The following is a 13,862-nucleotide window of genomic DNA, read 5'->3' on the forward strand; positions in this document are numbered from 1 at the left end:
ATTGGTAATATATTGTGTGTGAATGTTGTGAAGGGGGATTGTCTATGAAGAAGATAAATGCTATATATCTCAGTGTGATATTGCTTTTGTCGTGTGTGGTTTTAGGTCTTGTTCGTTTTCCTGCAAGGACAGCTGCTGCAGAGATAACCTATTCAGGAACGGTCTCCGATAAGACAACAGCTGATAAGCTTTATCTCTCAACCAGTGGAGGTACGGTAGAGATCAAGCTTGATAGCAGCACAGAGATAGTTAATGCGAGATTTCTTTTACCCGGTAATTCAGTTACAGCTAACTGCTATACAGGTAGCGATGAGTACTGGCATGCATCTAAGATAACCGGAAATTCTTCTGTTGGAAAAGTTGCAATTGACACTTCAAACAAGGCAACAGTAAAGGGTACAATTGCAAAGGGAACAACTGAAGAGCTGCTTTATCTGGTGGTTGAAAACGGAACCATGCAGATCAAGATAGATGAGAGCACAGACGTGAGCGCTGTTAAGTTCCTCATCATTGGTAAGACAATTCAGGTTGTGGTTGCTAGAGGGTCAGACGCTTATATGCATGCTCTTTCAATTTCCGATGTGGCAGGTGCTTCAGCTTCAGCAGGATCATCAACGGGAGTTGCTGCCTCGGGATCGGGTATAAGCGGAACAGTTGAAAAGGGAACCACAACTTCACTCCTTTACCTTAATACTTCCGGCGGAACAATGCAGATTGTTCTCGATCTTGCGACAGATGTGAGTGCTTCTAGAGTTCTTTTACCTGGACAGAAAGTTACCGTTAATTTCTACAGAGGGTCGGACGCATGGAACCATGCTTCAAGAATAGTTAACAACACTGCTACGGCAGCGCCTGAGGTTTCACTTGATTCAGGAGCAAGAATTACCGTATCCGGCAGGGTTACAGGTGATACAACCGAGAATACCTTATTCCTAAATACAAGCGGCGGCGTAATGCAGATCAAGCTCGATGCAGCTACCAACTTCTCAAGATGTCCTGTACTTCTTCTTGATAAGAACATTCAGGTGACCTGCGATCGCGGAAGTGATGAGTATTACCACGCTGTATCTATAATTGCAAATTAAAAGGAGAATCAGAATTAAATGGCACAGAATCCAATAGTTACAATCACAATGGAAAACGGAGATGTGATGAAGGCAGAGCTCTATCCTGAGATCGCGCCTAATACGGTTAATAACTTCATTTCTCTTATCAACAAGAAATTCTATGACGGACTTATCTTCCACAGAGTTATCAAGGGCTTTATGCTTCAGGGCGGAGATCCTGAAGGAATCGGAATCGGCGGCCCGGGATACGGAATTAAGGGCGAGTTTTCATCAAACGGATTTAAGAACGATCTTAAGCACACCGAGGGCGTTCTCTCAATGGCAAGATCCATGATGCCTGATTCAGCCGGCTCACAGTTCTTTATCATGCACAAGACATCTCCTCACTTAGATGGCGATTACGCTGCATTCGGTAAGGTGATTGAGGGCATGGATGTTGTAAACAAGATCGCTGAGACCGATACTGACTGGAACGACAAGCCTGTTAACGAGCAGAAGATGAAGAGCGTTACTGTTGAGACGTTTGGAGTAGAATACCCGGAGCCTGAAAAAGTATGATGAATCAAGACAATGAAAACCTGATCGACTTTGATTTTGAAATGCACCAGCAGGCTATTGACGAGGAAAACGAAAAGGCTAATCCATTATGCCTTATAGCTCTTGCTCTTGGAATCATGGGGCTATTGGGCGGCGTTTCCGGGAAAATTTCAGTATTTGTCATGTTCATGGTTGCCGGATGTTTGATGGCAGTTATAACGTGGGGAATATATCCTAAGAGTGATTTCGCAAAAAGGGTAGGTATTATCTATATTTGCGGAGTGATAGTCGGAATCATATGGATTGTTGCGACTATTATGGATGTGCTTAGTATCTTTAGGGATGGAATGCCTTTTTAAAAAGAAAACGGAATACTTGCAGCGACTTGTGACTAGCGAGTGGCGAGTGGTAGATAGGAGCCATGGCTTTGGAAATCTTTGGGGATTTTCGGAGGCGTGGCTTTTTTGTGGCTGGGGGGAGGATTCTGGCACCGGGACATGAGAAAAGCAAGCACAAGGGGATGCTGTTCGCTGAAATGTGTGGCAGAAGTGTAGTAATCTGACGCTGGGACATGAGAAAAGCAAGCACAAGGGGATGCTCCCAGCTGAAATCTGTGGCAGAAATGTACAGTATCGAGTTTGGGACATGAAAAATAGGAATCCTTAGAGGAAGAATTTCTTTATGATCTCTTCGGCTAGGACGTAGTCAAGGGGATGTTTACTATCTTCATAGGTTGCAATGAAATTTACGCCAGGTAGATAGCCATCTCGGATATATCGATACATTTTAAAATCTACTGTGCCCTGATACCTTGGGTCATCGCAGCGACCAAAATGCTCCCAAAGGATGATTTTTCCTGTCTTTGGATTCATGATCGTAAAGTCAGTTGCCATTGGATAACCATAGATATCATGAATTTCTTCATAGTGGTAGGGTATACCATGAGAATATAAGATTTGAGCAATCGTTGATTCTGATTTTGAGCGCATCATTTCATTTTTAGGTGCAGGAACTGTCAGCTGCTCAGGATATTCTGTGCTTTTGTTATATGGAGCGTATTCCCATTCGGTTAGTGATGGTGTTTTACCAACCAGCAGTTCTCTGTAAGGAGAATCTGTGGCCATTAGTTCTGAAGGATCATTGTCTATTCGGTTTTCTATGTAGTAATTTATACATTTCAGTTCGTTACGCATATCTTGCAGCAAACGTGAGCAATATAGCTTTTTGGCGAGCTTTTGCGTTTCGACTTTGTTTTTTCGGGCGAGATATTGGCGTTGTACTTTTCCATTTTCTTTTAACTGTTTGTAGAACAAATAATTCTTTTTTTCTCCTGTTTTTCGCTTGTAGCATACAAGCGTTTCTTTTGGCATTGAAGCTAGTTTGCTTTCTAGTTTCTTGATGGAAGCTTCCAGTTCAAGCTTTCGCTCGATATAGATTTCTGTGTGATTCAATGGTAAATTTCCTTTCTGATTTCTTTCCTGTTTAGTGATTTGAACAAGAATTGTATTTTTCAAAAATCATAAATATTGAAATGTTCCTGCGAATGCAGGCGGACATTTGGCATGTGAGGCTGAGTGCCACACAAAGATTCGCCGAAAGACAATATAGCAAATGCAGATGCGGATGTAAACAACATTAAGGAAATCTTAAGAAATTTACGGAATAGCGGAATTTATAGAAAATTTACTATGTTTTCTGACGAATTTGGGCGATAATATATGTGTGTAATTCCGACTATTATTACTTTCAAATATACTTACTGGTATGAAAGGAGAATCAGCATGGAAGGCATGAGCACTCAGGATATTCTTAATGGACAGGATCTTTCGACTGCGAATGTGGATGATCTTTTGGCAGCTATGGGAGCAAATGAGGCTACGCAGGCAGCGCCTGTTGAGGAGGCGCCTAAGCCTAAGCGCGGACGTAAGAAAGCGGCTGAGCCGGCACCAATAGAGGATATTCCTAGCCTTGATGATATTCTGGCCGGCGGCGGTGCTGATGCTCCAAGTCCTGCGGAAGCAGCAGAAGCTGATGCAATGGCAGCAGCTATGGCTGCTATGGCAGATGCTGGAATGGCGCCTGCAGAAGAGGCTCCGGCAGAGGAAGCTCCTGCAGCACCTGTTGATGTAGATGCAATGATGGCAGCAATGGCAAACGCTGAGACTGCAACCGATGTAGATGCAATGATGGCAGCAATGGCGGCAGCAGAAGCAGCGCCAGCAGAGGCCCCGGCAGAGGAAGCAGCGCCGGCAGAAGAGGCACCTGCTGATATAGATCCTGTAATGGCAGCTATGATGGCTGATGCAGCTGCAGCAGAAGCAGCCGCAGCGGCAGAGGCAGCACCGGCAGAAGAAGCACCTGTAGATATGGATGCAATGATGGCAGCGATGGCTGCAACAGAGGCAGCACCAGCAGAAGAAGCACCTGTAGATATGGATGCAATGATGGCAGCGATGGCCGCAGCAGAGGCAGCACCTGCAGCAGAGGCACCTGTAGAGATGCCAGCTGATATCCCGACTGATATTCCTGCAGAAGAAGCACCTGCAGATATGGAAGCAATGATGGCCGCAATGGCGGCAGCAGAAGCACCTACAGAGATACCTGCAGAGGCATTGGCAGAAGAAGTTCCTTCAGAGGCTGACGCAATGATGGCAGCAATGGCAGCAGCGGAAGCAGCTCCGGCAGAGCTTCCTGCAGATGCACCTACAGTTGATACATCTTCAGATATGGAAGCAATGATGGCTGCTATGACAGTAGCAACACCTGCAGCAGAAATGCCTGCAGAGGCAATGGCAGCAGATACGCCACCTATAGATGAAGCACCGGCAGCAGAGGAGGCGCCTGTAGATATGGATGCAATGATGGCAGCAATGGCAGCAGCAGAAGCACCTGTAGAGATGCCGGCAGATATCCCAGCGGCAGAAGCTCCTGTAGAGATGCCGGCTGATATACCTGCAGCAGAAGCGCCGATAGATATCCCGGCAGACATCCCTGCAGAAGAATCGCCATCAGACATGGATGCAGTAATGGCAGCGATGATGGCAGCAGAAACAGCTCCTGCAGCGGATATTCCTGCAGAGGCACTTGCAGAAGAAGTACCTTCAGAAGCAGATGCAATAATGGCAGCGATGGCTGCAGCCGAGGCAGCACCTGCAGAACTTCCGGCTGATGCTCCTACTGAGGATACATCTTCAGACATGGACGCAGTTATGGCAGCGATGGCAGCAGCAACACCCGCTACAGAAATGCCTACAGAAGCAATGGCAGCAGATACACCACCTATAGAGGAAGCACCTGCTGAGATGGATGCAGTTATGGCAGCCATGATGGCAGCAGAGGCAGCTCCAGCAGCAGAGATTCCGGCAGAGATGCCAACCGAGGAAATCCCTGCAGAAACACCCGCAGAGAACCTTGACGCGATCCTGAACGCTGAAGTAGATGCCCTCATCGAAACACCTGCAGAAGAAGCTCCTGCTGATATAGATCCTGTAATGGCAGCGATGATGGCTGATACAGCTGCAGCAGCCGCAACAGAAGCGCCTGCACCTGAAACAGCAGACCTCGATCCCGTAGCAGCAGCTATGCTCGCAGCAGAACAGGCAGCAGCCGAGTCAGCACCAGACGAAGGCACCATTGCACCAGAAGAAGCCCCTGTGCCTGAAGCAATTCCTGCACCGGAAGAAGCTCCTGCACCTACCATCGACATAGATACCGAAGAAATCCCCCAGACTCCTGTTCCCATGGATATGGATGCAGCATCTGATGCTATGGATGGCGCAGTAGAAGATATTGAGAGCTTCCTGGATTCTGAAGACTATGAATACTTAACAGTTAAGAGTGATGGTAACACACTCTTCCTGATGAAGACAGCAGACAACAATGCAATGGCTATAGCTTACGAAGGCAATGACTTTGATAGCCTTGAAACCGCTTATAACAAAGATGGCAAGACTACTTACAAAGATATCATGAACGCATTTGTAAAAGAGACCATAAAGAACGGCGGAAACAGTGCAATCGTAAGGCACAAAGGAACAAAAGTCGTAGCCAGATAATTACACCTGAAAAATGAGAAAAACGACACAGATAATAAGGTATTTAATAACCTCATTTTTAATTCTGATTCTTGCTTTATCCTGCGTACAGACATCCTGTGCGCAGGATAATTTAGAGCGTCAATTTAGAATTCTCTTTATTTCCTCTTACAGCTATTCTAACGCCACAGTTCCCGACCAGCTCGATGGTTTCGAGAAGGGACTTGAAGGCATCGATGCAGAGATCACCTACGAATTCATGGACTCCGATGTGTATTACGGAGCCATAGATATTATGAACTTCGACAAATACCTTAAGTATAAGGTCTTTTCGGCGCGCAACTTCGACCTTGTGGTTGTGGCGGATGATCTTGCTCTCAGATATGCCATCAATAACAGAAACGTCATGTTCCCTGATCTTCCGATCGTATTCATGGGAATCAACAACAAAACCGAGGCTGTCACAGCCGCTGCAATGAAGAATTCCACCGGAATCGCCGAGAGTCCGGATTTTGAGGGAAACTATGCCCTTATGAAAGCTCTTTTCCCGGAGAGAGATCATCTTGTAGTTGTGGTGGATTCCTCCGTTGCCGGACAGGGCGATTATGTGGAGTTCATGAAGTTTAGTGAGAATCACCCCGAACTTAAGTACAATATCGTGAACACTTCTTACTACACGGCAAACGGTCTTGAAGATGTTTTTCATGATCTTGGGGCAAAAGATATTATTCTTTTCCTGGACTTCTCTACAGATGGTGAGAGAAAGAGCTATTCCCTCAAAAACGCAGCTGATTTCATAAGCGAAAGAGCTCCAAGTATCCCGATTTTCAGGCTTGCCTCTGCGGACATTGGACATGGTGTTCTTGGCGGAATATCCTATTCGTTTTACGAGGCAGGCAGAATAGCAGGAGAGTCTGCTGCCAAAATACTTAGCGGTGAACCGGCAGATAACATACCTCTGCAGTCAAATACCATAACTGCCACATTCTTTGAACAGAAGGCCATGGATAGGTTTGGCCTGAAAAACTCTCAGTTGCCGGCAGGGTCTGTGATAATAAACGAGAGATGGAACTTTGCCAAGTTCTACCGCGACAACAAGATAATCAGTAATCTCGCACTGGTTATAGCACTGCTGCTCATAGTCCTTATCACAATTCTCTATTCAACCAACAATCGCAGAAAGAAGATGCTAAGGACAGACTTCCTTACAAAGATGCCGAACAGGATGAAGATCATTGAGGATATGAATCAGGCAATAAGCCAGTCGGAGTCCTTTGGCATTATCATGCTGGATGTTGACCACTTTAAGAACATCAATGACACCTACGGCCACAACGTAGGCGACGAGGTAATTGTGGGAGTTGGTCAAAGACTCAAGAAGCTTGCGGACAAGAACCTGACCTTTGCAAGGCTCGGCGGAGACGAATTCTGCGGACTATTTAAAGACCCCAGTCATGACAGAGCAGGGAAGATCTGCGAGGATATATTAAAGGCAACAAAAACGCCCTTCAAAACATCGAAGGGCGATCTTGAGCTGACCGTAAGTATCGGATGTGCAATGTATCCGCTGGATACCAAGGATTCCGGTACGCTTATGGAATGCGCTGATAAAGCTCTTTATGTGACAAAAGAGAAAGGTCGAAACGGCTACACGTTATTCAACGGCGTAAATTAGGCCTGAGGCATTTCGTGCGTAGTACCCGGTATCAAAAAGTTCATCTTCAAGATTATCTTTTGTGATGGTAATGGGGCTGAGCAGGAATGAAGTAACGACCTTACTTCCGTTGTCATAATCCGTGGTGTTATAGGAACAGTCAAAATCCCAACCTGAGGACATTATCAGCTTGCCGTCAGGCGCTTCATCTGAGAGTATGGAAAGACCCAGGGCAACGGCTACAACCGATTCATCCCTGAGGGCTTTGAATACTGTCATGCTCTGCTTTCCCTCGATAATACTATAAATGTTTGCAACATCGGCATCCTGACCGGTGACTACTACGCTGTTTGTACCGACATAATCGGATTCAAGGGCTCTGGTGGCACCAAGCGCAGTTGAGTCATTGGCACAAAGAACAGCATCCAGCTTAACACCCTCCGGATAGTAGGAGTTTAAGATAATCTGGAGCCTTTGCTGGGCAATATCAGTGGACCACTGAGCTGTAGAGGTTTCATAGAACCCCTGCTGGTTGGATGGCACTGTAAGCGTACCGTTTTCAATGTAAGGCTTAAGAGTATCAACAGCACCTCTGTAAAAGAACCTTGCGTTATTATCTACGGGGTCTCCCGTTACAAACTCTATATTCCTGCTATCTTTTGAATTCTTAAGGCCAAGGGCTGCAATGATATATTCGGCCTGCAAAACCCCGACTTTGTAGTTGTCATAGGAAACATAATAATCAACCGCATCTGAATTCATCAAAAGCCTGTCATAGGCTATTATTTTGATGCCCTGAGACTTGGCTTTATCAAGGATTGATGAAAGGGCAGCGCCATCAACAGCGGTTATTACCAAAAGATCGGCTCCTCCGTCTATCATGGAGCGGATGTCGCTGATCTGGGTATCTATCAGGTTGTTTGCATATTTTAATATAACTTCGCAGCCTTTATCTTCAAAATGCTCTTTTAAAAAGGTTCCGTCATGATTCCAGCGCTCAAGGAGCCTGTCGGGCATGGAAATGCCGACAACTGTTCTGCCGTCGTCCGGGCGAACATTTGCCGCGCTGCCATCATAGTCCGCACTCCCTGTAGGTGATTCTCCGGCAGCAGGTTTCTGAACTGCCGGTTCGGTACCTATTTCTCCTGCAACAGGTGTAGAGCTGCAGGCTGAGAGTATCAGAGCAGATATAATTGTAATTATGATAAGTTTTGTCTTTTTCATAGTAATAATTATACCATCATACATATTCAGTTTCCTTAATTTATAGATATTTAATGGACAAAAGCTTCCCAAAGCCATATAGTAGAACTATGCATGGAAAACGCTTTCCAGGCCTAAATAAATACAATCCGTCAGGTGGGGGATACTATGGTATCAATTAAAGACGTGGCTAAGGAGGCAGGCGTTGCCATATCAACAGTCTCCAAGGTCTTAAACAATTATCCGAATGTCAGTGAGAACACCAGAAGCAAAGTAATGGAAGTGGTGGACAGACTGGGCTTTGTGCCAAATGCAGTGGCTGCCAGCCTCTCTTCCAAGAAAATGGGACGAGTAGCTCTCCTTATCAAATTAAATCTTGAAACAGAGGCCAGCGACGAGATCAGCATGCAGTATATCTCAGGTGCCGTGCACAGGGCAAAAGAGCTGCAGCTGGATATCATCACTGTCTTTGCCTCCATGATCGAGGACATGACGGTGGAAGAAGTCACAAACTACTTTGAGTCTCAGGGCATTAAGGGCATCATAGTATATGGCCTTACCACCAAGGACAAAGTGGTCCACAAGCTGATCAAGAGTGAGCACTTTAAAATGGTTGTCATCGACGCACCCATGACAGGGAACAGCACCTCCTGTGTCAGCGTTGATAACGTGCAGGCCCAGTACGACGTGGCCAAGAAGACCATTACCGAGAACAAGTGTAAGAAGGTCCTTTACATCTCCGGAGATGAGAACGGTTATGTTACAGCCCAGAGACTTGAGGGTATCAAGAAACTCTGTGCGGAAAAGAAACTTAAGCTGACGGTACGCAGCGGCAAATTCTCAGAGCTTAAAGCCCGCGAGATCACAATGAAATACGCTAAGAACCACCACTGCGTGGTCTGCGCATCAGACCTTATGGCCATCGGCGCCATGAAGGCACTTATCGATATGGATATATTCCGCCCTGTATGCGGATTTGACGGCATAATATTGATGGGGTATGTGGGGAAACAAATGAATACGGTCAAACAGGACTTTGTAAAGATTTCCGAAGAAGCCCTGGATGAACTTAATCGCCTGATGCAGGGCGAGCCGGGAAGAGAAGTTATTCTCCCTCATACGCTGGTAAGAATGAAATATGAGGACATAATTAAATGAAACTGATAAAGAAATTCATCCCTTACTATAAGCCGTACATCGGCGTGTTTTTAATGGATCTTTTATGTGCATCCATTTTATCTGTGATAGACCTGACTTTTCCGCAGTTTCTCAGGATCCTGCGGAGCACTCTTTTCCTTGAAGAGAGCAGTGTGATCTTAAGCCGGCTCGGATTTATAGCATTTCTCCTTATTGCTATGTATGTTGTCAGGTTCCTGTGCAGATATTATGTAACCTACCAGGGTCACATGATGGGAGCAAAGATTGAGTCGGGCATGAGAGGCGAGCTTTTTGAGAGGTTTGAAGCCTTCTCTTTTTCCTACTATGACACTCATAACACCGGCGAGATGATGAGTAAACTGGTTTCCGACCTCTTCGATATTTCGGAGCTTGCGCACCACGGTCCGGAGAACATCTTCATCTCCATAATCAAGATAATCGGCTCGTTTATACTGCTGATGCGCATAAATGTGCCAATGACTCTGTGCCTTGTTTTTGTTGTGGTCTGCATGGCCGTATTTGCCGTGAGCCAGAACAAGCGCATGAGAGCGACGTTTTCCGACAACCGCAAGAAGATAGCGGGGATCAATTCATCCCTTCAGGACACCCTAGGAGGCATAAGGGTCGTTAAGTCCTTTACTGGTGAGGATATTGAGAAAAAGAAATTTGACAGATCTAATATGGCATTCCTTGATTCAAAGAAGGCCAACTACAGGCAGATGGCGCTGTTTTTCTCCGGCAACAATTTTTTTGAAGGACTGATGTTTGTAACGGTCCTGGTGGCCGGCGGATTCTTTATCGCCAAGGGCAGCATGACCGGCGAGGACCTTGCTATCTACGCCCTCTACATCAACATTTTCATAAATCCGGTAAATGTTCTTGTAGAATTTACGGAGCAGCTTCAGAAGGGTATGGCCGGCTTTGAGAGATTCTGCGAGGTAATGGATACCATGCCCACAATAGTTGATAAACCTGATGCAAAAGAGCTTTCGGATGTCATGGGAGTTATTGACTACTGCGATGTGTCTTTTTCTTATGAAAAAGAAGAAACGGTGCTTAACCACATAGACCTGCATGTGGATGCCGGCAAAAATGTTGCCATCGTTGGCCCCTCCGGCGGAGGAAAGACTACGCTGTGCTCGCTCCTTCCGAGGTTCTATGAGGTTACCGGCGGAAGTGTTAAGATCGACGGCACCGACATAAGAGATGTCACTCAGAAGTCACTTAGATCCTACATCGGTATTGTTCAGCAGGATGTATATCTTTTCAATGGCACGGTAAAAGAAAATATCGCCTACGGAAAAGAGAATGCGACCATGGAAGAAATAGTTGAGGCGGCAAAAAATGCCGATCTTCTGGAATTTATCGAAACTCTTCCAAACGGCTTTGACACCGAGGTGGGTGAGAGAGGAGCAAGGCTTTCCGGAGGTCAGAAGCAAAGGATCGCCATAGCCAGAGTTTTCCTTAAGAACCCGCCGATACTGATCCTCGATGAGGCGACCAGTGCGCTTGATAACGAGAGCGAGAGATATATTCAGGAAAGTCTTGAGAAACTTTCTGTGGGAAGAACCACAATTACCATAGCCCACAGGCTTTCAACCATCCTTGGAGCCGATGAGATCATTGTTCTCGACGGCGACGGAATAAAGGAGAGAGGTAAGCACAAAGAGCTCATCAAACAGGGAGGGCTCTACGAGAAGTACTATCGTATGCAGCTGGGCGCTGTATAAGTTTGTTTTAAATAGTACTTGCGGAAAACGTTTTCCTGTGGTAACCTAATAACATGAATTAAAGAAAACGTTTTCCAGAGTAATATTTAATATAGTATCACGATGGATTAGCAATGAGAGGAGATACACAATGGCTAAGCACACAAATATGCAAAGGGATGTACTTGTTACTAACCTGGAGGGACAGCTTGAGGAGATCGCCGATGAGAAGTTCGGCAAGAAACTTAAAGAGCTCTCTGACCAGGAGACCTACTATGTACTACTTGAGATGACAACACGCCTTATGGACGTGGCAGAGGTTTCCAACGGAGAGAAGAAGGTTTACTACATTTCAATGGAGTTCCTTATCGGTAAGCTTCTTTCCAACAACCTTATCAATTTAAGAGTTTATGACAGGGTTAAGGAGATCCTTGAGAAGAACGGCAAGAGCCTTGCAGCTGTTGAGGAGTGCGAGCCTGAGCCATCTCTTGGTAACGGCGGACTTGGAAGACTTGCAGCATGCTTCCTTGACTCAATTGCAACTCTCGGCCTTGCAGGCGAGGGAATCGGACTTAACTATCACTTCGGACTCTTTAAGCAGGTGTTCAAGGATCACCTTCAGTACGCAGAGAAGAACGACTGGATCGAGGATCAGTCCTGGCTTGAGAAGACCGACACTACCTTCGAAGTGTCTTTTGGCAAAGAGAAGGTAACATCACGCCTCTACAACATGAACGTTGTTGGCTATGATACAGGAGTTAACAAGCTCCGTCTCTTCGATATCGAGACAATTGACGAGAGTCTTGTTAAGAAGGGCATCGACTTTGACAAGACCAAGACTGACAAGAACCTTACTCTGTTCCTGTATCCCGATGATTCAGACGAGAACGGAAATCTTCTTCGTATCTACCAGGAGTATTTCCTTGTATCAAACGCAGCTCAGCTCATCTTAAGAGAGCAGAAGGAGCGCCAGTACGACCTTCACGAGCTTCATAACCACGCAGTGATCCAGATCAACGACACTCACCCTACAATGATCATTCCTGAGCTCATCAGGATCCTCGTAGAGGAGAAGGCATTCTCAATGGATGAAGCCATCAATGTGGTAAGCAAGACCTGCGCATATACAAACCACACAATTCTTGCTGAGGCTCTTGAGACATGGCCTCTTGAGTACCTTGAGAAGGTTGTTCCTCAGCTTGTACCTTACATCAAGGAGCTTGATAAGAGAATCCGCGAGAAATATAAGAGAAGACCTAAGATCCAGATCATCGACAAGGACAAGAGAGTACACATGGCCTTCATCGATATCCACTACGGCTTCTCAATCAACGGTGTAGCAGCTATCCACACCGATATCCTTAAGGACTCTGAGCTTCATGAGTTCTACAAGATCTATCCTGAGAAGTTCAACAATAAGACCAACGGAATCACCTTCAGAAGATGGCTCCTTTCCTGCAACCATCCTCTGGCTGATTTCCTTTCACAGACCATCGGCGATGGCTTCAAGAAGGATGCAAACAAGCTCGAGAAGCTCCTTGATCATATAGATGATCCGGCTGTTCTTGATAAGCTTGAAGAGATCAAGATGGACAAGAAGAAAGAACTTGTTGCTTACCTTAAGGAGCACGAGGGAGTTGAGGTTGATCCTGATTCCATCTTTGATATTCAGGTAAAGAGACTTCATGAGTACAAGAGACAGCAGATGAATGCCCTCTACATCATTCACAAGTACCTTGAGATCAAAGGGGGCAAGAAGCCTTCAAGACCTATCACCTTTATCTTCGGTGCCAAGGCAGCTCCTGCGTATGTTATTGCCAGAGACATTATCCATCTGATCCTTGTTCTTCAGGAGATCATCAACAACGATCCTGATGTCAACAAGTACATGAAGGTTGTCATGGTTGAGAACTACAACGTAAGCTACGCAGAGAAACTTATTCCTGCCTGCGACGTATCAGAGCAGATTTCTCTTGCTTCCAAGGAGGCATCCGGAACAGGTAACATGAAGTTCATGCTTAACGGTGCTGTAACTCTCGGAACAGATGACGGCGCTAACGTAGAGATTCACGAGCTTGTAGGTGATGACAACATCTACATCTTCGGCGCAAGTGCAGACGAAGTTATCGAGCACTACAAGAAGGCTGACTATGTTTCCAAGGATTACTACAAGAAGAGCAAGGTAGTAAAACAGGCTGTAGACTTCATCACAAGCAAGGAAGTCCTCAAGGTTGGTCACAAGGAGAACTTAAAGAGACTCCACGATGAGCTCCTTAATAAGGACTGGTTCATGACACTTCTCGACCTGGAGAGCTATATTGCCAAGAAAGATGAGATCTTCGCAGATTACGAGAATCGCGATAAGTGGAAGAAGATGATGCTTACCAATATCGCTAAGGCCGGATACTTCTCATCTGACAGAACTATAAAAGAGTATAACAGGGATATCTGGCATCTTAACTAATACGGAACTTTATCTTGTCTCATAAAGAAACCCCAC

10 protein-coding genes are annotated in these 13,862 nt (G+C 45.7%); 8 read left to right on the forward strand and 2 right to left on the reverse strand.

Annotated elements, in window-relative coordinates:
• Positions 1–44 precede the first annotated feature (44 nt).
• The 3 genes from G589_RS0108990 to G589_RS0109000 are packed head-to-tail and all read left to right on the forward strand — an operon-like array spanning position 45 to position 1,963.
• Positions 45–1,085 (forward strand): hypothetical protein, encoded by a 1,041-nt coding sequence (locus tag G589_RS0108990; RefSeq protein WP_026521891.1) that lies wholly within the window; start codon positions 45–47, stop codon positions 1,083–1,085.
• A gap of 18 nt (positions 1,086–1,103) precedes the next feature.
• Entirely contained in the window at positions 1,104–1,625 is a 522-nt protein-coding gene (locus G589_RS0108995) for a peptidylprolyl isomerase (RefSeq protein ID WP_026521892.1), read from the forward strand.
• Positions 1,622–1,963: a hypothetical protein gene (locus tag G589_RS0109000; protein WP_026521893.1), complete on the forward strand. Its 342-nt coding sequence runs from the start codon at positions 1,622–1,624 to the stop codon at positions 1,961–1,963. Before G589_RS0108995 ends, G589_RS0109000 begins: the two co-directional genes overlap by 4 nt.
• A gap of 303 nt (positions 1,964–2,266) precedes the next feature.
• Here the strand turns inward: G589_RS0109000 and G589_RS21090 are convergent, their stop codons facing one another.
• On the reverse strand, positions 2,267–3,055 hold the full coding sequence (locus tag G589_RS21090) for a hypothetical protein (RefSeq protein ID WP_026521894.1): 789 nt from the start codon (positions 3,053–3,055) through the stop codon (positions 2,267–2,269).
• 330 nt (positions 3,056–3,385) lie between these two features.
• On the opposite strand from G589_RS21090, the gene G589_RS21095 reads away from it, so the two are divergent.
• The gene (locus G589_RS21095) at positions 3,386–5,659 is read left to right on the forward strand and encodes a hypothetical protein (RefSeq protein WP_026521895.1); all 2,274 of its coding nucleotides are present in this window, start codon (positions 3,386–3,388) and stop codon (positions 5,657–5,659) included.
• Between the two features lie 13 nt (positions 5,660–5,672).
• Positions 5,673–7,313: an ABC transporter substrate binding protein gene (locus tag G589_RS0109020; RefSeq protein ID WP_026521896.1), complete on the forward strand. Its 1,641-nt coding sequence runs from the start codon at positions 5,673–5,675 to the stop codon at positions 7,311–7,313.
• Here G589_RS0109020 and G589_RS19400 read toward each other — a convergent pair.
• Positions 7,293–8,540 carry a substrate-binding domain-containing protein gene (locus tag G589_RS19400; protein WP_242826437.1) on the reverse strand — a complete coding sequence of 416 codons (1,248 nt, stop codon included), beginning with the start codon at positions 8,538–8,540 and terminating at the stop codon, positions 7,293–7,295. The genes G589_RS0109020 and G589_RS19400 overlap by 21 nt on opposite strands.
• Positions 8,541–8,663: 123 nt before the next feature.
• Between G589_RS19400 and G589_RS0109030 the strand changes: the two genes are divergently transcribed.
• From G589_RS0109030 to G589_RS0109040, 3 genes are all read left to right on the forward strand, one after another.
• Entirely contained in the window at positions 8,664–9,653 is a 990-nt protein-coding gene (locus G589_RS0109030) for a LacI family DNA-binding transcriptional regulator (RefSeq protein WP_026521897.1), read from the forward strand.
• On the forward strand, positions 9,650–11,383 hold the full coding sequence (locus tag G589_RS0109035) for an ABC transporter ATP-binding protein (protein WP_026521898.1): 1,734 nt from the start codon (positions 9,650–9,652) through the stop codon (positions 11,381–11,383). Before G589_RS0109030 ends, G589_RS0109035 begins: the two co-directional genes overlap by 4 nt.
• A gap of 130 nt (positions 11,384–11,513) precedes the next feature.
• A complete protein-coding gene (locus G589_RS0109040; protein WP_196811865.1) occupies positions 11,514–13,826 on the forward strand; it encodes a glycogen/starch/alpha-glucan phosphorylase in 2,313 nt (770 codons plus the stop codon).
• Positions 13,827–13,862: the final 36 nt, after the last annotated feature.

Source organism: Butyrivibrio sp. VCB2001, from assembly GCF_000423965.1.
Classification (GTDB): Bacteria; Bacillota; Clostridia; order Lachnospirales; family Lachnospiraceae; genus Butyrivibrio.

Coding starts and splice junctions, on each gene's coding strand:
- G589_RS0108990 (WP_026521891.1), top strand. CDS start 45: ATGAAGAAGATAAATGCTATATATCTCAGTGTGATATTGCTTTTGTCG.
- G589_RS0108995 (WP_026521892.1), top strand. CDS start 1,104: ATGGCACAGAATCCAATAGTTACAATCACAATGGAAAACGGAGATGTG.
- G589_RS0109000 (WP_026521893.1), top strand. CDS start 1,622: ATGATGAATCAAGACAATGAAAACCTGATCGACTTTGATTTTGAAATG.
- G589_RS21095 (WP_026521895.1), top strand. CDS start 3,386: ATGGAAGGCATGAGCACTCAGGATATTCTTAATGGACAGGATCTTTCG.
- G589_RS0109020 (WP_026521896.1), top strand. CDS start 5,673: ATGAGAAAAACGACACAGATAATAAGGTATTTAATAACCTCATTTTTA.
- G589_RS19400 (WP_242826437.1), bottom strand. CDS start 8,540: ATGTATGATGGTATAATTATTACTATGAAAAAGACAAAACTTATCATA.
- G589_RS0109030 (WP_026521897.1), top strand. CDS start 8,664: ATGGTATCAATTAAAGACGTGGCTAAGGAGGCAGGCGTTGCCATATCA.
- G589_RS0109035 (WP_026521898.1), top strand. CDS start 9,650: ATGAAACTGATAAAGAAATTCATCCCTTACTATAAGCCGTACATCGGC.
- G589_RS0109040 (WP_196811865.1), top strand. CDS start 11,514: ATGGCTAAGCACACAAATATGCAAAGGGATGTACTTGTTACTAACCTG.